The 20,134-nt window shown below is 50.1% G+C and carries 13 protein-coding genes; 11 read left to right on the top strand and 2 right to left on the bottom strand.

The window, feature by feature from the left end; all coding sequences use genetic code 11:
* Positions 1 to 88: 88 nt before the first annotated feature.
* The 4 genes from DZK30_RS24610 to DZK30_RS24590 all read left to right on the top strand — a co-directional run bounded on the left by DZK30_RS24610 (position 89) and on the right by DZK30_RS24590 (position 8,930).
* Positions 89 to 2,074 (top strand): patatin-like phospholipase family protein, encoded by a 1,986-nt coding sequence (locus DZK30_RS24610; RefSeq protein WP_162903440.1) that lies wholly within the window; start codon positions 89 to 91, stop codon positions 2,072 to 2,074.
* A complete protein-coding gene (locus tag DZK30_RS24605) occupies positions 2,071 to 2,655 on the top strand; it encodes a hypothetical protein (RefSeq protein ID WP_118976863.1) in 585 nt (194 codons plus the stop codon). The genes DZK30_RS24610 and DZK30_RS24605 overlap by 4 nt, the downstream gene beginning before the upstream one ends.
* A gap of 84 nt (positions 2,656 to 2,739) precedes the next feature.
* Entirely contained in the window at positions 2,740 to 8,178 is a 5,439-nt protein-coding gene (locus tag DZK30_RS24600; protein ID WP_118976862.1) for an alpha-2-macroglobulin family protein, read from the top strand.
* A 176-nt stretch (positions 8,179 to 8,354) separates the two neighbouring features.
* Entirely contained in the window at positions 8,355 to 8,930 is a 576-nt protein-coding gene (locus DZK30_RS24590) for a methyltransferase family protein (RefSeq protein WP_118976860.1), read from the top strand.
* Positions 8,931 to 8,947: 17 nt separating this feature from the next.
* Here DZK30_RS24590 and DZK30_RS24585 read toward each other — a convergent pair whose 3' ends face one another.
* Positions 8,948 to 10,417, bottom strand: coding sequence for an acyl-CoA synthetase (locus tag DZK30_RS24585; RefSeq protein ID WP_118976859.1), 1,470 nt, complete (start codon positions 10,415 to 10,417; stop codon positions 8,948 to 8,950).
* 175 nt (positions 10,418 to 10,592) lie between these two features.
* Between DZK30_RS24585 and DZK30_RS24580 the strand changes: the two genes are divergently transcribed.
* From DZK30_RS24580 to DZK30_RS24555, 7 genes are all read left to right on the top strand, one after another.
* Positions 10,593 to 11,105: a DUF1573 domain-containing protein gene (locus tag DZK30_RS24580; RefSeq protein WP_118976858.1), complete on the top strand. Its 513-nt coding sequence runs from the start codon at positions 10,593 to 10,595 to the stop codon at positions 11,103 to 11,105.
* 108 nt (positions 11,106 to 11,213) lie between these two features.
* Complete coding sequence (locus tag DZK30_RS24575) at positions 11,214 to 11,612, top strand: DUF1573 domain-containing protein (RefSeq protein ID WP_118976857.1); 399 nt, start codon at positions 11,214 to 11,216, stop codon at positions 11,610 to 11,612.
* 141 nt (positions 11,613 to 11,753) lie between these two features.
* Positions 11,754 to 13,043, top strand: a complete 1,290-nt coding sequence (gene eno, locus DZK30_RS24570; protein ID WP_118976856.1) for a phosphopyruvate hydratase — start codon at positions 11,754 to 11,756, stop codon at positions 13,041 to 13,043.
* Between the two features lie 449 nt (positions 13,044 to 13,492).
* On the top strand, positions 13,493 to 14,761 hold the full coding sequence (locus DZK30_RS24565; RefSeq protein ID WP_162903439.1) for a ligand-binding sensor domain-containing protein: 1,269 nt from the start codon (positions 13,493 to 13,495) through the stop codon (positions 14,759 to 14,761).
* Positions 14,762 to 15,083: 322 nt separating this feature from the next.
* Entirely contained in the window at positions 15,084 to 15,296 is a 213-nt protein-coding gene (locus DZK30_RS24560) for a class I lanthipeptide (RefSeq protein WP_118976854.1), read from the top strand.
* Between the two features lie 149 nt (positions 15,297 to 15,445).
* Positions 15,446 to 15,706 carry a hypothetical protein gene (locus tag DZK30_RS26180; RefSeq protein ID WP_162903438.1) on the top strand — a complete coding sequence of 87 codons (261 nt, stop codon included), beginning with the start codon at positions 15,446 to 15,448 and terminating at the stop codon, positions 15,704 to 15,706.
* A 138-nt stretch (positions 15,707 to 15,844) separates the two neighbouring features.
* A complete protein-coding gene (locus DZK30_RS24555; protein ID WP_118976853.1) occupies positions 15,845 to 16,714 on the top strand; it encodes an SH3 domain-containing protein in 870 nt (289 codons plus the stop codon).
* 232 nt (positions 16,715 to 16,946) lie between these two features.
* On the opposite strand, the gene DZK30_RS24550 is transcribed toward DZK30_RS24555, so the two are convergent.
* On the bottom strand, positions 16,947 to 19,940 hold the full coding sequence (locus tag DZK30_RS24550; RefSeq protein ID WP_118976852.1) for a T9SS type A sorting domain-containing protein: 2,994 nt from the start codon (positions 19,938 to 19,940) through the stop codon (positions 16,947 to 16,949).
* Between the last annotated feature and the right edge of the window lie 194 nt (positions 19,941 to 20,134).

The raw sequence follows: 20,134 nt of genomic DNA, 5'->3' as shown, positions 1-20,134 counted from the left end.
TGATGCTTATGGCGGATGATTCGTATTATTCTGAGATTTTTACTATTTTACCTCCGCCGGCAACGGCTACCCTAATACCAAACCAACCATGCCTCAGGCCAAAATGAATGTCTCCGATTTCAGCGGCTCGGTAGTACCCCTGCTGGATTTTCTTCATCGCAAGTTTCCCAACGGGCTGGGTATTTCCGATATAGTCGACAACCCTGCGATCACCGAACAAGCGCTTAAAGACAAGGGCGTGGCCGATACCGCGCCCCGTCGTTACGTGGACCTGGTGCTGGAGGGCGGAGGCGTACATGGCATTGCACTGGCAGGCTATACCTATGTGCTGGAAAAGATGGGCAATTCCTTCATGAGCACGGCAGGTACCAGCGCGGGCGCCATCAACAGCATGCTGCTGCATTGTGTCTATACCAAAAGGGAAGCGGTGATCATGGACCAGGACCCTTCGAAATATTACGAAACGCGTTCGGAAAAGCTGCTCGAATACCTTTCCAACAAAGATCTGTCCGATCTGGTAGATGGTCATAAATGGTGGCGCAGCCTTATCCTCAATGCCTTTACCGGAACGGTCCGGTTTTCCAACCTGAAAAAGTATTTCAAAAAATTCCGTTTTTATGCGGTGCTGTTCGTGGTAAACCTGCTGCTGCTCCTGCTGTTCATGGCCGGTAACTTTTTCCTCGATGGCACGCATTGCCTGTCGCATACCATCAGCAAATGGGGCGCCGTTGTTTCGGGCGTTCTGTTGTTCTCCGCCATCTGTTTTATCACGGCGCAACTGGTGCGGGGCAGGATGCTTTATTTTTTTGCTGAAAGACTGGGCATTAACCCCGGCGATGATTTTGAACAATGGGTATCGCAATGTATGGCCGATAATGGCATTCAAAGTGTAACGGACCTGAAGAGCAAGCTGGACAAGGAAGGAGAGCTGATGCGCTACCGTTACGAAAAATGCGGCGGCGACGATGCCGGCGATGCTGCTACAGAGTCCCGGCCACTGACCCGCTCGGCTGGCACCGCCGACAAGCTGCAACAAAAGATAGAGGACCCTAAATACAGCATTTCGGCCGTTAAGGAAGAGCTGAAGGGCTATGTAGAGGAGACCGGTCGCCTGAGATCAGCGGCACCTATGCCGGAAGCGGCGGCAGCACCGGAATCGATGCAGGTGGTACTGAGAAGCCTGGAGCGGCGCGTGGAAAACTACTATCATGAACAGCCTGTTAAGCAACTGGTGATCGTGGCGGCCGATATTACCAATGAGACCAAGGTAGAGTTCCCGGCCATGCACCCGATGTACTGGGGCTCCGACTATTCGATCTCGCCTGCTCAATATGTAAGGGCTTCCATGTCGATCCCCTTTTTCTTCAAGCCGCTCAAAGTATCCTTTGCCGCTTCCCAGCTTAAGCTCATCCAGGAAGAATGGTACAAGCGCATGGGCGTGCACAAGCAGTTTACGGAAGAGAATAACTACTCGCTTTTTGTCGACGGCGGCCTTATCTCTAATTTTCCGGTCAACGTGTTCTACAATCCCGAAATACCGGTACCGGCGAAGCCTACGATAGGCGTGAAGCTCGAATATGAAGATGATGGCGTGTACAAGAACATACGCTCCGAGCTGGGCCTGGTAGGATCGATGGTATCGACCATGCGTTATTTCTACGACCGCGATTTCATCAACAAGCACAATATCTATCGCAAAACAGTGCGCAGCATCGATACGGGCAATATCAACTGGCTTAATTTCAACCTGAGCGAAAGGGAAAAGATCGAGTTGTTCTTCCGTGGCGCGCTCACCGCAACCATATTCTTAAGCCGGCATTGCATGACCGGCCAGGAAGAGCAGGAATTGCTCAGCTATGGCAAATCGGTAAAAGGAACAGATGGCGTCTTTTCGATCTATGAAGGCGATGAGATGGTATTCCATACCGAGGATTTTTCCCTGGACAACATCACCTTTGAATGGGAGCAGTACAAGTTTGACCGTATGCTAGCCGACGATTTCTTCAGGCCAACGACCACCGAGCTGCTGAAAAAAGATGCTGCCCTGGTTGACCCTAAAATCCAGAATCCATGAGAACAGAGCAATGGTGCCTCGACCTGGTATGCGCCGATCCCGTACTGCGTTGGCTGATCCTGTTCCTGGCTGCGGGAACGGTATTCTGGTATATTATGCTGTACATTCTTTCCCGGGGTTTTCTGGGACATGCTACAGCTGCCAACCCCGGCGGCAGGCGCTTTTCTATTTTTCGTATCCAGCTGCCCTTTTCTCATACCGCCTTTCGCCGGTCCCTGGACACGCTACCGGCCAAGTCGGTAAAGCCCCTCCAATGGTCGTTGAAACTGGACTTTGTTTTCATGGCCTTCGCGTATCCTTTGCTGACCGCCATCGCCTGGTATTTGCAGCGGAATACAAATCCGGCCGGAGCAAACCAGGGATGGCAGCAACCGGTTTTGCAGGCTGCTGTATGGCTGCCCTTCGTAGCCTGGGCGCTGGATATCCTGGAAAACATCCTGTCTTTTGCCTGTCTGAGGAAAGTAAGCTGGTTACGGTCGCGGATGCTCCTGTTGACGGCCTTGCTGAAGTGGATCGTCATCCTGGCTGTCGTCACCGGGATGATCGCCGCTGCAGCAGCAAGTCACTGCTGCCATACCTGAGCTTATTTTTTATGAAATATTTTTTTCCTTTGATCTTACAATCTCTGAACTTTCGTTAGGTTTGTGTAGAGAAATAACAAACCTATGAAAACCCCTTCCCTGGCTACGGAGCCGCGCAGCGCGAAAGGCCCTGTGGGGCTTGCTGCCATTATCCTGCTTTCTCTTGTTTTTTTCCTGTGTTCCTGTGGCAACCGCAACGTGGTGCAAGTGGTCGATAAGAATTTCGACGCCGAGGTGGAGCAGCAGCAAAACCTGGTGTTCCGGTTCAACAAGGATCTGTATCCCGATAGCATGCTGAATCGTTGGGATACGACAAGATACATCGATTTTGAGCCGAAAGTAGCGGGTTCCTTCCGTTGGAACAGCTCCAGCGAGCTGGTATTTTCACCGGCCAGTGGGTTCCGTCCCGGGGTGGAGTATAAAGCCATGCTGACGCGGCATATTCTTGGTAAAGGGAAGAAAGAATATCATTTTGCCGAAAGCCAGGTGCTGCGCTTTCATACGGCGCCCCTGCGGGTGCAGCAAGCGCATACTTCATGGATGAGGGGCCGGGAATCGGGCAATGTGATGATACAGCTCGACCTGGAATTCAATTATGAGACCAATATCACCGAAGCTGCCGCCCGGCTGAAGCTGAGCGCCAATGGTAATCCCGTTAGCTATAATGCCGTAAACAGCGGTACCGGTAAAACCTTGTCGGTGCAGCTCCTGCCTCTGAATGATAAAGACGAAGAGGTAAAGCTGGACGTATCCCTGGCCAAGGGTATTCCCATCGCGCACAGCAAGGTGACATCCGTTGCCGATACCAGCTTTAGTACACCCGTTGCTTCTCGCTTTACGCTTGCCGTCACCGATGTGCAGTCCCAGCATACCGGTGTGGAAGGTATTATAGACGTCAGCCTGTCGCAGCCGGTGATGGAGGAAGGACTGAAAGAAAAGATCAGGATCGAACCTTCGGTAGCTTTTGACTTGGTGGCGAATGAAAATGGGTTCACGATCACCAGTAAAGAATTTGATCCTAAAAAGACCTACCAGGTGACGCTGAATGCCGCTTTGGAAGGCACTTTCGGCGGTAAGCTGAAAGAAGAGACCACCAAAGAGATCGTCTTCGGCGAGCTGGATCCGGCCATTAATTTCATCAATAGCAAGGGCCTTTACCTTTCTTCAAAAGGATACCGCAACCTGGCACTGAATATTGTCAATGTGCCGAAGGTAGAAGTGACCGTGGTCAAGGTGTATGAGAACAATATGCTGCAGCTCTTCCGCAGTGGTACCAGCTATGGTTATTCCTATGATGACGAGGACGATTATCACAACTTTGAATACTATAACACGCAAAACCTGGGCGATACGGTATTTTCAACCAGCTACGAAGTGTCGAAATTGCCCAAAAATAACGCAGCTCATTTGCTGCACCTGGATTTCAGCGATAAGCTGAAAGGCTATAACGGCGTCTATGTGATCACCATAGCTTCTTCCGAGCAGAAATGGCTGCAGCAAAGCAAGATACTCTCCCTTTCCGACATCGGCCTTATCCTGAAGCAGGAGCAGGATAAGATGTATGTTTTTGCCAATTCGATACGGAATGCTACTCCGTTGAAAAATGTAAAGATCAATTTTATTTCCACCACCAATCAGCAGGTGTATAGTACCGAGACCAATGGTGACGGAGAGGCCGTTTTTGACAATATAAAAGGAAAGGCGCCGGGTTTCAATATCGGTATGGTATCGGCAAAAATGGGAGAGGAATATAGTTTTATCTGGCTCGACCAAAGTAGGGTAGAGACCTCCCGTTTTGATGTGGGGGGCAGAAGCACCAATGCCACCGGACTCAATGCCTGGATCTATGCCGAACGGAACCTGTACCGGCCCGGAGAGACCATCCATGCCAGTACAATCGTGCGCGACGAAAGCTGGGGGCTACCTGGCGAAATGCCGGTGAAGCTACGCCTGCTGATGCCCAATGGCAAAGAGTTTGCCACGCGCAGAAAGATACTGGACGAGCAGGGGAGCACCGAGACCGATTTTGAGATACCACATACCGCCCTTACAGGTACTTATGTGCTGCAGGCCTTTACCGGCAACGATGTGTTGCTGGCTACCTACAACTTCAGCATCGAGGATTTTATGCCCGACCGCATCAAAAGCGATCTGAAGCTGAATAAGGAGGACTACGCCGTAGGGGAAGAAGTATCGACCTCCTTGCAGGCCGATAACCTGTTTGGTACACCCGCCACCGGCCGTAACTACGAATGGGAGCTAAACCTGGATAAGACTGCTTTTGATCCCAAGGGCTTTGAAGACTATCAATTCGATGTGGTAAAGAAATTCAGCTTCAACACCGTTTTCCGTACCGGCAAAACCGATGCTTCGGGCCATGTTACGGAAACGATGCCACTTGGCAGCGAGCTGTCGGAAACCGGGTTGCTGCAGGGCAATGTACGGGCAACCGTATTTGATGAAACAGGCCGGCCGGTACACCGTTATGCCCGGTTCCGGGTGTATACGCAGCCTGTCTTCGCAGGTATCCTCAACTTCAATGATTATGTAGGAACGCGCGTCCCGTTGAAGATAGGGCTTATCGCCCTCGATCGCAGCGGTAAGCCGCAAACGCAGCAACTTACCGTTTCGGTGATCCGCAGGGAATGGCAAAATGTGATCCAGGAAAACGGCGGAAAGTATAAGTATGTCGCCCAATGGACAGAGAAAGTACTGCAGACCCAGCAGGTAAGCTGTTCCGGCGCCAATACGGTATTCACGTTCGTTCCCGATGTGAGCGGACAGTATGAGGTAAGGGTGGCTATCGCCGGCCGGGAAAGCTATGTGGCGCAATCGTTCTACGCCTACGGCCATGGCGATACCCAATATGCTTCCTTTGAGGTCAACAACGAAGGTAATGTGACGATCAAAGCCGATAAGGAAAGCTATGCACCGGGCGAGGCGGTCAATCTGCTATTTACGACGCCCTTTGAAGGGCGCATGCTGGTGAGTATTGAGCGGGATAAAGTAATTGAGCATGTTTTCCTGCAAACCGAAAATAAATCGGCTTCGCTGAAGCTAAAGGCCACCGATGCCTACCTGCCCAATGTCTATGTATCCGCTACGCTTTTCCGGCCTATGGATGCCAGCGATATGCCGCTTACCGTAGCGCACGGCTTCCGCAACATCAAAGTAGAAGCGCCGCAGCGTAAACTGCCGGTAGCAGTATCCCTCAGCGAGAAATCACGCTCGAAGACCAAACAGGTGATCACAGTAAAGACCGTACCCAACGCCTTCGTGACCATTGCGGCTGTAGACGAAGGTATCCTTCAGGTGAAAAATTATAAGACACCCGACCCTTACGGCTATTTCTACCAGAAGGTCGCTTTAGGCGTTAATAGTTTCGACATTTATCCCCTGTTGTTGCCGGAATACAAAGCAACCTTGTCCAGTACGGGCGGCGATGCGGGTGACGACGGTCAGAATGCGCGGGTCAACCCGTTGTTTGTAAACCGGGTGAAGAACGTTTCTTTCTGGAGCGGCATTCGTAAAGCCGATGGGAACGGTACAGTACGCTACGAGATCGATGTGCCGCAATTCTCGGGCGATATCCGCGTAGTGGCGGTGGCTTATAAGGATAAAGGTTTCGGCAGCTTCGACAATCATATGAAAGTGGCCGACCCCATCGTGATCAGCACGGCCTTACCGCGCTTCCTGAGCCCCAAGGACGAAGTGGTGATGCCGGTAACCATGAGCAATACGACAGCCAAAGACGCACATGCAGAAGTGACCGTAACGGTAAAAGGTGCACTGGGCGTGACCGGCAGCAGCACCCGGTCGGTCGATATTAAACCCAACAGCGAAGGCCGTGCAGTATTCAATATTGCTGCTGCCACGCAGATTGGCGCCGGTACCGTAACCGTAACCGTGAAGGCCATGAACGAGACCTTCACCAATGAGACCGAGATCGCGGTGCGTCCGGCAACATCCCTGCAAAAGCAATACCAGAGCGGTACGGTGGCCGCAGGCACCACGGCAGCGATACCGCTCACAGCCAATTTTATCCCCGGTACCATTTCCGGTAACCTTCTTGTTGCTACTTCGCCGCTGGCACAGTTCACCAAGAACCTTTCTTACCTGGTCAATTATCCCTATGGTTGCGTGGAGCAAACCACTTCGGCCGCTTTCCCGCAACTATACTATACCGACCTGGTGAAGGCCCTGGGCGGCCGCGACAACAGCGATCAAAGCCCGAACTACAACGTACAGCAGGCCATATGGAAGCTGCAATCCATGCAATTGCCCAATGGTGCGCTCAGCTACTGGCCCGGCGGCAATTATGAAAGCTGGTGGGGCAGCGTCTATGCGGCGCACTTCCTGCTGGAAGCGCAAAAGGCCGGCTTTGATGTGAATGGCAATACCCTGAACCGTTTGCTGGAGTATGTCAAGTTCCGGCTGAAGAAGAGAGAGATGATCGAGTACTATTTCAATGGCAAAGAAAGAAAGAGCATCGCTGCCAAAGAAATCCCTTATTCCTTATATGTGCTTGCTCTTGGCCGGCAGCCGCAGCAAAGCACGATGAATTACTACAAGGGCAACCTGTCGATGTTGAGCCTGGACGGCCGCTACCTGCTGTCTGCCGCCTACGCCCTGGCCGGTCTTAAAGAACAGGCCCGCCAGGTAGTACCGCCTGCATTCGCCGGCGAAAAGGCCAATACCGTATTCGGCGGTAGCTTCTATTCTTATACCCGCGACCGTGCCCTGGCCCTGAATGCCTTGCTGGATGTAGATCCTGCCAATCCGCAGGTACCGGAACTGGCCCGCCAGCTTTCAGAAGAGCTGCGTGGCAATAGCTATCTTAATACCCAGGAAAGCGTATTCAGTTTGCTGGCCTTGGGCAAGATCGCGCGGCAAAGCGCCGGTACCGACGCCGAAGCACAGGTTATCGTAGGTGGCAAAAATATAGGCGCTACGAAAGGAACAGCATTGAAGATCGACCTGAAACCTTATCTCAACCAGCCCATGCAGCTTAAGGTGACCGGCAAAGGGCAATATTATTTCTTCCGCGAGCTGGCCGGCATTACCGCCGATGGCAAGATAACAGAGGAAGATAAGTACATGAAGGTGCGCCGGAGCTATTATGACCGGAACGGTAGCCCGATACAGGGGACCACCTTTAAACAGAACGACCTGGTGGTGGTCAAGCTGGTGATCGCAGCAGAGTACAGCGGCGAGATCGAAAATGTGGTGATCACCGATATGCTGCCGGCCGGCTTGGAGATCGAAAATACCCGCCTCAATGCCATGCCCAATATGAAATGGATTACCGAAGCCAAGGACAAGGACGAACCTGACTACCTGGATGTGCGCGATGATCGCCTGAATCTCTTTACTTCGGTCAACAGCACACCCAAGACCTTCTATTATATGGTAAGGGCGGTATCGCCGGGTACGTACCAATTGGGTCCGGTGCAGGCCGATGCCATGTACAATGGCATGTACCATTCCTACAATGGGGCAGGGGTAATTAAGATCACGGAATAAAAGCAGGCAAGCGGAAATGCCGGTATAAGGTTCATGGTATGATTATAGATCAGCAGTAAGGGCTGCCGTGAGCCGGTGCTCGCGGCAAGGCTTACAGGGGGCGAGGCCTGTGTTTGCACCGCGATATCATACAGGTGGAATTGTAGCATGCATTACCCATCAAAAAAGCTAAGATCATGACTTTTCTTGTGCAACATTTTATTCATGTGTTCGGCTTCCTGTTCCTGTTGATGGAACTCTATCTGAACGTTCGTTTCCGCAATAAAGCGGAGCGGAAGACGGCGGCTGACAGGAACAGTCTCCGGCTACTCTGGATCACGATAGCTGTGGCCTTGGTGCTGGGTGGCTATTGCAGCCATTTTAACGACGCGTCGATCACACAAGGGCAACCTTATGTATACTATGGTGGCATGATCCTGGCCGTTGCCGGCTTATTGCTGCGTATTCTCGCCATCAGCCAGCTGGGCAAGAGCTTTACGGTCGATGTGCAGATCGCCGAAGGGCAGCAGCTCCGCACCACGGGCCTGTATGCCTATATGAGGCATCCCTCTTATACCGGCATTTTGATGGCCTTTTCCGGATTGGCCATCACCTTTTCCAATTGGATCAGCCTGGCAGTGATCCTGGTGCCCATATTTTGGGTCTTTATGTACCGCATCAGGGTTGAGGAAGAAGCACTGCTGGCCGAATTCGGTCCGGCATATGCCGCCTATTGTAAACGTACCCGAAGGCTTGTTCCTTATTTGTTTTGAAAAGGCAGGGACATTTGCTAGGGGAATAGTTTTTTGATCTCCTGCTTCAACAGCTTGCCCATCGCGTTGCGTGGTAAGGTCTCTGTATTCAGAAAATGACGCGGTATCTTGTACGGGGCGAGCCTGTCCTTCAGCCATTCTTTTAGTGATGCCGGATTGGCTTCGCCGGTAATGGCAGCAGCGATCGTCTCGCCCCATTCTTCGCTGGGCAATGCTACCACAGCGCATTCACGGATACCGGGATGCTCCAGCAGCACATTCTCGATCTCCAGCGCCGATATTTTGTAGCCGCCCGATTTAATGATATCGCTCGAATTGCGACCCAATATACGGTAGGCCCCTTCCGCATCACGTTCGGCTATATCGCCGGTGCGAAACCAGTCGCCGCTGAACGACCTGGCCGTTTCTTCGGGCCGGTTCCAGTAACGTTGAAATACAGTATCACCTTTTACGTATAGCTCCCCTGGCACACTGGCCTCGTCGATTACCTGTTGCTGCTCATCAACCAGCTGTACAGATACATAGGGCAGGGGAACGCCTACATAGCCGGGCTTTCGCCCGCCATGCAACGGGTTAGAAAGGGCCATGCCGATCTCTGTCATACCATAACGCTCCAGCAAGGTATGGCCGCTGATGGTACGCCACTGCTCCAGCACGCTTACCGGTAAGGCAGCCGAGCCGCTTACCATCAGCCGCATGCCGCGCATACCGGCCTGCCATGCTTGTTGCGTTTCGGGTGCGAGCTGCTGAAAGTGCTGGATCAGTTTATGGTAAATGGTCGGTACCGCCATGAATAAAGTCAGTTCGCCCGATGTCATCCTGGCGGCAACGTGGGCGGGATCAAATGTTGGCTGCATTTCCAGCACGGCGCCATTATACAGCGCGCAGCAGGTAATGTTGACTAGCCCATGCACATGATGCATGGGCAATACATTCAGGATGCGGTCGCCGGTGCACCACTCCCAGGCCTCGGAGAGTGAGCGTAGCTGGGTATCGAGTTGCCGGTGGCTGATCACCACGCCTTTTGGCTTGCCCGTAGTGCCGCTGGTATAGATCATCATAGCATCATCCGCTTCCGTCACCTCCGGAAGCGTTACCGTCGCCGCATGATCCAGCTGCTGAAGTGTCAGTGCGATAGAAAAGTCGCTGCAGGCGGCTTCTACCTTCCCCGTAAAGGAATCGTCATATAAAAAAAGCCGGGCGCCGGTATCCTGTACCAGGTAGGCGATCTCCTCGGCCGGGTGGGCCGTATGGACGGGAACTGCAATACCTCCGGCCAGCCATATGCCCCATTGTACCGTCACATAAGAAAAGCCTGATGGTACCAGGAACAATACGGGACCGGGCCGGGGGCCTGCATGCTGTATGATAGCGGCTGCCACCGAACGGGCTTTTTCCAGCAACTGCCGGTAGGTATAGCTGCCGGTAGCATCGACCACGGCAACACGATGCTGGTACGCTTTACTTTTTTCTATAATCGCTAACATAATCTTCAATAAAGTTTCATGCCCTATATTGTGGCAAAGATAGTGCCTGGCTTATCTGTTTGTTAAACCCCGACATATGGTTATTTTAACCTATAACCTTAACCTGCGATTAACAGGCCTAAATAGCCCCCCGGTATAACTTTGTAGACAACAAAAAATAAAAACAACATCTGTTATGAAAAAGACTTTCCTTGCCGTTGCCTTCGTTACGCTTGCCACTGCCGGTGCTTTTGCACAGGGTAAAAAATTGCAGCCGGCGAAAGCGACTGTTGCTGAAAAAGCTGCTATTGCTACAACTCCGACCGCTACGACTGCTGCGACTCCAGCCGAACCTACCACCACCATTAAGTTCAAGACAGAAACACATGATTTCGGCACTTTACAGGAAGGCGATCCTGCTGAAGCTGAATTTACCTTTACCAATACCGGCAGCAAACCCCTGATCATCCAGAATGTTCAGCCTGGTTGCGGTTGCACTACGCCGTTCTGGTCTAAAGATCCCGTGGCTCCCGGTAAAACAGGCGTGATCAAAGCGGCTTACGGCACCAAAGGCCGCGTAGGCGCTTTCAACAAGAACATCACTGTTACCTCTACAGCAGGTACCAATGTGATCTATATCAAAGGTACCGTGGAAAAAGCGCCTGAAGGTTCTGTTCCCCAGAACGGTTCTATGATGAAGACCAACTAAGATCATCTAAGCAGGTATGAAGTCCTGAGACAATAGCTCAACACCGGGAACACAAGGCAAAGCCTTCCTGGTGTTGGGTTTTTTTAACGCAAAAAATGAACGTATACAATGAAAAGAATACTAACTGCCTTTATGATCGTTGCTGCCTCTACAGCGGTGGTGCATGCCCAAAAAGGAGCTAAATTTGAGTTTAAGGATAAGAATGATGCTTACGACTTCGGAACGGTAAAAGAGGGCGAGAAAGTCGTGCACGTTTTTGAATTTAAAAATGCTGGGGATCAGCCCTTGCAGATACTTAAAGTAGAGGCCGGCTGTGGTTGCACAACGCCCGAATGGCCCAAAACGCCGGTAATGCCAGGTAAAAGCAGCTCGATCAAAGTTACTTTCAATACAGCCGGTAAGGTAGGCCCTGCCTATAAAGATGTAACCATCAAGTCTAATGCGGTACTGGCCGACAAGTCCAAAGAACGCTACACGCTTATTCTCAAAGGAAGCGTGATCAAATAAGTTGAATCTTTTCTGAAAGGCAGCTCCGGAGCACTTCCGGGGCTTTCTTTTTGCCTTTAGTGCCTTGAGACTGACGCCGGAAATACCGAGTTAGCCGGATATCTCCTATCTTTGCGCTCAAATTCAAAATCTTTACAATTCATGAGCTTTATTACTGACGTTTATGCCCGCCAGATATTGGATTCACGCGGCAATCCCACTGTAGAAGTAGATATTTATACCGACAACGGCGCATTTGGCCGTGCGGCAGTCCCTTCCGGCGCATCGACCGGTATTCACGAGGCGGTAGAGCTGCGTGACGGGGATAAAAAGAAGTTTCTGGGCAAAGGGGTATTAAAGGCAGTAAAAAATGTAAGTGAAACCATCGCCGAAGAGCTGTATGGTCTTAATGTAATGGACCAGGCCGGTATCGATAAGATGTTGCTGGCGCTGGACGGCACGCCCAATAAATCCAAGCTGGGCGCCAATGCCATGCTGGCCGTAAGTATGGCGGTAGCCAAGGCGGCAGCCGAAGAGGCTGGTATGCCCCTGTACCGCTATATCGGTGGTACCAATGCCAAGACACTACCTGTGCCGATGATGAATATCCTCAACGGCGGTGCGCATGCCGACAACAAGATCGATTTTCAGGAATTCATGATCATGCCCATAGGCGCCGCTACCTTCAGCGAAGGCCTGCGCTGGGGCGTGGAGATCTTCCACCACCTGAAGACTGTATTGAAAGATAAAGGCTACAGCACCAATGTAGGTGATGAAGGCGGCTTTGCTCCCGATATCCAGAGCAATGAAGAAGCTATTGAAACCGTGCTGAAAGCCATCGAAAAAGCAGGATACAAGCCTGGCGACCAGGTGGCCATCGCTATGGACGCCGCCAATAGCGAGTTGTTTGATGCGAAAAGCAAGAAGTACGCTTTCCACAAATCTGACGGCAAAAAGCTCAGCAGCGAAGAGATGGTAGAGTATTGGGTAAAATGGTGCAAGAAATATCCGATCATCAGCATCGAAGACGGCATGGCCGAAGACGACTGGAAAGGCTGGAAGCTGCTGACCGAAGCCCTGGGCAACAAAGTGCAGCTGGTGGGCGACGACCTGTTCGTGACCAATGTACTGCGCCTCGAAAAAGGGTTGAAAGAGCATGTAGCCAACGGCCTACTGGTAAAAGTAAACCAAATAGGAACGCTTACCGAAACCATCGATGCCGTGACCATGGCGCAATACAACCGCTACAATACCATCATGAGCCATCGCAGCGGCGAGACCGAAGATACTACTATCGCTGATCTTGCGGTAGCGCTTAACTGCGGCCAGATCAAGACTGGCTCTGCTTCCCGCAGCGACCGTATGGCCAAGTACAACCAGCTGATCCGTATAGAAGAAGAGCTGGGCAGCCTGGCTTACTATCCCGGCAAGAAGCTGGTATTCGGAAAATAAACATACTGAAAGAGTTGGACGAGGCTGCCTGAAAAGGCGGCCTCTTTTTTTGATTCCATACATTTTCCAGCTTCTTAGGCCGAAGTGATCTCAAAACGATCCGGCTTATCTGCCTCACCCGGATGCCAAAAAATCCGATACATTAATAATAAAACATGTTTAGCGTCGTTTGAAGATGAGGAGGTCTTGGTAATCGATATCTCCTTTAAAGCCATAAACCATGCTATGCCGTATCCCTGTCAAGCCACGCCTGTCGTGCACTGCTTCTCAACTGTATATATCCGCCTTCGCCGTATTGGTCTTTTCCTCATTTGTCTGGGATAGAGACAGTGCGCTCTGGCATATTTCCCGGCGCTTTAATTGATTTCAGGCTTTTTGTTATCTGCCAACGGCCCCTGTTGGCTGTGCAATCTAACTATCAAATGCGGTATCGTTCCTTTAATTCCTGTATGCGCAGGCTATCATATTTTCTCGTGCTGCTGCCGGCCCTATGTCTGCCGCGGGCAAAGGTCTGGAGCCGGGAAAAAAATTATATTCATTACCGTTGGGAGCAAGGGTTTACGGCGATCAACGGGTACGCCCTGTGCCACGACTGGAATGGCTATATCTGGATCGGCACCGAAAATGGCGTGATGCGTTTTAACGGTTACGATTTCAGGCTGTATACTTCCCGCGACGGTCTTCCCGACAACGAGGTATTCGGCTTCATTGAAAATAACGATGGCCGCTTATGGTTGTTGCCTTTTGCCAATACCCTGGCTTATATCCGGACCGATGTGATCTATAATGAAGCGACAGATACTTCCCTGCGCAAATATAAACTGGCGAGTTGCCCTTTATTTATCTATTTCGACGCGGAAGGTACTTCCTGGATCTATGAGCAAGGCATATTGACCCGTCATACGGCTAAAGGACAAGTGCAAAAGATACGATCGATCGATGGCATTCCGCTGGCTAACAAGTGGGTAAAATACTGGCTGGGACCGGGACAGGAATTAATGGCGCTTGTGGACGACCGGATATATCGCTGGGGCAATAAAGCTTTTCACCAGGTGAGCACATTGCCTTTCGAGGTTAAGGGATATACTTATGCCGATTCCAGCCTGATCTGCGACTTTCAGTCAGGCAAGCAGATCCAATACCGGGATACTGCCGGAAGCCTGGTCATGGACATAAAGAATACTTCTGTACTCAAATCAGCCGGCACTTTACGCATCGTGCGTTTATCCCGCGAAGAGCTGGGCATTGGCACCGATGCAGGCTTCTATATTTATAATACCGGTTCCCTTCATATTACTGATAGCTTTCTGACCGGTTGCCGTGTAAACGCGATTTTAAGTGCCCGCGATGGCGCCATCTGGCTGGGCACTACCGGAAAAGGGATATACCGGTTTATGACAACACCGGTAAAATCTGTAAAAGGTATTCCGGAGCAGGCACCCATTCTTTATATCAGGGGTACGGACAAAGGTATGTATGGCACTACGGACCGGTCGGAGCTGATACAAGCCGTCTGGAGCAGCCGAGGACTGATGGAAAAGCTGAGGAACGATATCATTAACCCCAATCCTTCTTACCGGCAATATGTGTTCATCGCCCGTAACCGTCGCGGGCAATGGCTCAGCTTTGGCCAAAATACGAAATGTGATCTACGCCGGCACCCTCAACGGACTGATGGCCTGCTACAGCGACAGGCGACGCGTCCGGGTGCCGGATAGCAAGCTGCTGCAGGGACATACCGGCGGTCGCCTGGCAGGTACCCGGAAGCTGCTGATCCGGTAAGATTATAAGGTCTGCCAGTCGGGAAGTAAGTGCTTCCCGGCTTTTTTAATTATACCCCTATCAGCACAGATATACACACAGCGTCATGAATATACATTGGCTGATTGCACCTGCCGTTTTTATTGGCAAATTGTGCACGATTGATTGGCGCAACAATTACGGGTGTTTACTGCTGGTTACCCCGGTAAAAAATAACCGGCACGCCGAACATGCTACCCAAGGTGCGACAGGGCAGCGCAACTTTTATTTTCAAAAACGATGAAAAAGGCCAAAATAAATATTGCCAAACTGCAACTGAACAAAACAGCAATTGCACCACTCGAAGATACGGCACAAGTAAAAGGTGGTCTGCCCATTTTTTCGGTGCAAGGGTATACCTGTCAGAAGACTTACCAGGATAATTGTATAAAGCATTCAAGAGATACTGATGTCTCCATCTGCTTATGCCTGGCCACACAAATTGCATGCTAGGCTGCGGCTGCGCTGCTGCTCTATTAAGCTCAGGATAAGATTGATGTACAACAATTGCGGGCGTTCCTGCTGGTTAGCCGGAAAAATAACCGGCACGCCGAACATGCTGCCCAGGGTGCGACAGGGCAGGTCATTTTAATAAAGCATTCATGAAAAAGAACAAGATCAAATACGCAAAGCTTACGTTGAAGAAGCAGATGATAACCCCTTTGCCAGCTGGTAAAATTTATGGTGGTGACAATAATGGCGCCACGGGTAATACCGTAAATACAACACCAACTACGATACAAAACACGACTCCCGGGTACGGCGCCTGTGATCCGATAACCATGTCTTGCCCGCCACCGTTCGCTACTTCAAATACGGTATGTGCTTGTAATGCCACATTTCCCGGGCAAAAAGGTTGCTGATCATTTACTTTGCACCGCAAGGCATCCCGCCGTATGGTGTAAAAGGTATGGATAGGCCATTTTCCATAATAAAGGCTGCTCTTATGAGCAGTCTTTTCTTTTTCCCCACCTTTTTATCCAATATCCTATTTTTACAGCATGAATAAAGTATCCGTCTGCTGCTTCCTGGCTTTGCTCTTCAGTCTCGGTCATATTACCGTATGGGGGCAGCGGGAAGACAATATTGAGTTCAATCTCTGGAATGCCCAGCCCGGCGATACCTTCAGGGTTTATGGCAAAATGGCCAATGTGCGTTCCCGGCCTGGTAAAATGGAATCCATCACCGATTCACTCCCTTGTGGCACACCGGTCGTTATCCGCGCACAAGCAGGGCATATAGAACAGCTCAAAGGCATCTATGCACCCTGGGTACAGGTGCGTTATGGCGCCGGTAAAGAGGGGTACATATGGCTGGGTATGATGGCCCTGGGCAGCCATACCAACGCCGCACGGCAAACCTTTATCTATGGCCTGGATTGGATCAGCCCTTCCCGCGAAACAGGCGATGACTACAAGCCCGCCGCCTGGCATGTCAAGGCCAAAGCGCTTGATGCCAACCTGCAGCAACTGGACGAAAAGGAATTTATAGTCAAAGCGCTGGAGACCTCGGTGACCGAAGCAAAACTGTTGGGCGATATGGGGTTGGAGGGAACCAGTGATATCTGGCGTATCCAGTTTGGCGGTGAGGCCTGTGGCATCCCTACCGATTACGTTTACTTTGGCTGGACCGGTCGCCAGTTGTTGCCTTTGCCCGGTAAATCGGAAGTAGGAGATGCCGGCGTCTTTTATCATTCGGAAACGCTGTTGTTTCCCAAAGAAGCCGGTGGACAGCCCGGTCGTATCATTCGCCTGGCCGAAGAAGGCGAGGCCGACGAGGAGAAAACTGACCCCAATGGCGAGCCCGTTTTTAAGGTAAAAAGAACACGGGAAGCCTATACCTGGGACGGCCGCCAGGCAAAGAAACTGTAGTTTTCTTCCGCAACTGCACAGAGAAACTTTTATCTCTTGCCAAAGCCGCAAGGCACATCAGCACTTATCTCCTGGTCCGTATTTCCCCTGTTTTTATCATACCGGCATAGACTATTTTTCGCCTTCTCTGTTTGAGGCAAGAGCTACAACAGGTTCTCAATCCGGGTATGCAATAAACGCCCCATTGTTTGTCCTGAACGAAGTCAAATACAAATAAGCTTTTGTAAACAAGCTATTGCTTTACAATCTTAGTACGATGGTGTCCTCTTCCCGTTTCAAGGTCAAGGATATACACGCCAGCTCTTATTTGATTTAAGTCCAGTTCAAATCTATTCCGGTCAACAGTTATCTTTTGCTGCAGCACATGTACCCCATTTACATCAGTAAGAGTTAGGCTCCCGTTTGAAAAGTGCCCGTTACACCATACCTGTACTTTCGATGTTGTCGGATTGGGATATACTTGTAAGAAGATATTCTCCTGCAGTGCAGTAATACCTGTGCCCTGGTCGGTTATCAATACTTGTATTGAATCAGAAAGGTTGCTATTCGCTACCGATACGGCTTTTACCCATACTATACCATTAGATGCAGCAGTTACCAGCCCGCTGTTGTCTACAGTAGCAATACCCGCACCATTTCCTGTAGACCAGGTTACAGCCTGATTGCTTAGGAAGGGCAACAGTTCTGCTTGCAACTGCAATGTACCAGCGGGCTGATTAATGACTGCAGGCACATTATTCAGGGTAGATACAGTAAGGCTTAATGGCACGAAGTCAGCAGCATTGTTTAGTCGTGCTATCCCTCCTTTAACCACTTTATTACAATCCGGAAACCGGCCGCCGATCACCACTTGATTGTTGGGGAGGGCAACGATTTTACGCACAGTATAAGGCGAATAGTCATCATTATACTCATAGCTGCTATTATTGCCTGCTTCCGGTGTAAATATGGGATCCATCGATCCGTCCGTATGTAGCCGAATTATATTCTGAGCAGCTGTACCGTTGTACTTCTGGAACTGTCCTACTGCAATAATCTTATCGTCGGGTTGTATATAAAGATCCGATACATATCCCCAATTGTACCAGAAAAGCGTTTCTGGCATCATAAAGAAGCCGCTGCCACTATTGTTAAAAGTCATATCACGGCTGCCGTTTGCATTCAGGCGTACCAGGTCATTTACCAGACTGTTATTATAGGCCAAAAAGCTTCCTCCTACCAGGATTTTGCCATCAGTCTGTACTTTGATTACAGACACGCTCGAGCCGTAAGTAATGTTCGTACCCGGAGGAGTATAATACTGGAAAGCGACACCAGACTGGTTAAACGCCGGATCCGCAGTTCCGTCAGCATTGAGCCGGATAATCCCCTCGGCTTGTTGTCCGTTATAGGTCATAAAACTGCCACCTGCCAGTATCTTTCCATCATTCTGAACCGCTATGGTGGTTATGATGGCATTATTAATGTCAAAACCATTAAAGAAGGAATTATCCATACTACCGTCTGCATTCAGACGCACCATACTCCTGACAGGTGTGCCGTTATAGGCCTTAAAATCGCCTCCCACCAATATTTGTCCATTGGGAAGCAGGGCCAGCGCATAGATTTCACTATGAAAATCGTCGAATGAATTGGCATAAAAGCCCGATCCTATATTGAAACTGTTATCAAGATTTCCGTCTGGGTTCAGTCGCACAAGTGCACTTCGGGTCGTATCATGATAAGCCGTAAAGCCGCCGCCGACAATAATTTTACCATCCGACTGTATTGCTATACAGGAAGCCTTACTGTTGAAGCCGGCGCCTACGTGGAAACTTGTATCCCTTTTCCCATCTGTATTCAGGCGCACAATACGGGGAGAGGCATAGTTGTTGTAAAAATAAGAAGGGCCTACAGCAACCACTTTTTGGTCTTGCTGCGTTGCCATTGCCAGCACCTCTTCACTGAAGGCGGCCTGCCTTATAAAGGCAGTGGTGTCTGTACTACCGTTTGTCCGCAAACGGGCTATAGCCATCAAACGGTTTTCCTGGTGCAGCTTTTTAAAGCGACCAGCTGCAAGCACCATACTGTCACCTTGCAACATTAAAGTCTTGACTATTCCTGTAGCCGTCACATCATATTGAAAACCTGTTCGGATATTCAGTGTCGTATCCGCCACACCAGCACTATCCAGTCGTATCAGCCCGTAGGCATTATCGCCATGTGCAGTATACAGGAAATTTCCGGCGCAATACACCTTATTTCCGTCAGGCTTTATATCATAAACCTCGCTGTAGAAAAATTCATTTGTACCGTTCAGCAAATTGCCCGCGGTATCCAGCTTCAGGTAGCTTTGCCAATAAGCATTGTTATAATTAATAAAATTACCACCTATATGCAGATGGCCAAGGTTGTCGGTGGCCAACACATGGACCGTTACGTTGCCAGCCATTGCGCTAAATCCTGTACCGGCTTGATTAAAGGTAGGATCTTGTGTGCCATCTGTATTTAGCCGCAACAGCATTTTCTTTGCCATTCCATTGTAACTTGTAAAGTTTCCTCCCACTATGATCTTTCCGTTGTCCTGCATTACCAAGGTTTCGATCGTTCCACTCCCGCTCCCGTACCCGAATCCTGTGCCGCCGGCATTAAAAGTAGCGTCTGCGGTTCCATCAGCATTCAATCTTACCAGGCCTCTTGCCGGTAGCATGTTATACTTGTCAAAATCGCCTCCCACTAATATTTTGCCATCAGGCTGTACCAAAATGCTATATACGGTGCCGGCGCTGTTCCCTTTCAGAAAAGCCACACCATTGGCATTAAAGGAAGTATCCAGCGACCCATCTGTATGCAAGCGGGCGATACTCAGCACTAACCTTGAGCCATAGAAATTAAAGCGGCCTCCCACCAGCAGCTTTCCACCCGGTAACAATGCCATAGTATGCAGCGATGCCGTCAGACCTTCAGCATTATTATAGTAAAACCCATTAGCTGTACTGTAGAAATTCATATCCAGGTTGCCCTGTCCATCTGTGCGGGCCAGCATAGCACGTGGCCGGCCATCGTAAGAAGTGAAATCGCCGCAAAGTAATAATTTGCCATCTGGTTGCCGTAGCAGTTTATGTACTGAGCCCGAATCCACAAAATTGTTTACATAAGCATAAGGAGTGTCAATATCCCCTGGTTGCTGTTGCGCATACAGCAATACAGGACACAGTAGTGTCAGGAATAGCAATATTTTTTTCATAGTAAGAGTTTAGAAATTACTTTTTCTACATAAATGATAGACGATAAAGGTAAGGAACTACAAGTAGATTGACCCGGTTGCTCCGGCTAATCCTATAATGATGTCATCGTACAGTCCTGTAGGATATTTTTTTAGCTACTTTGTAATTAAAAGTACTTTTTAAAAAATAAACACTTTATTTTTGCGTTTTTACT

This window comes from Taibaiella koreensis (assembly GCF_003545715.1).
Taxonomy (GTDB): domain Bacteria; phylum Bacteroidota; class Bacteroidia; order Chitinophagales; family Chitinophagaceae; genus Taibaiella; species Taibaiella koreensis.
This window is presented reverse-complemented; position numbering and strand designations above follow the sequence as displayed.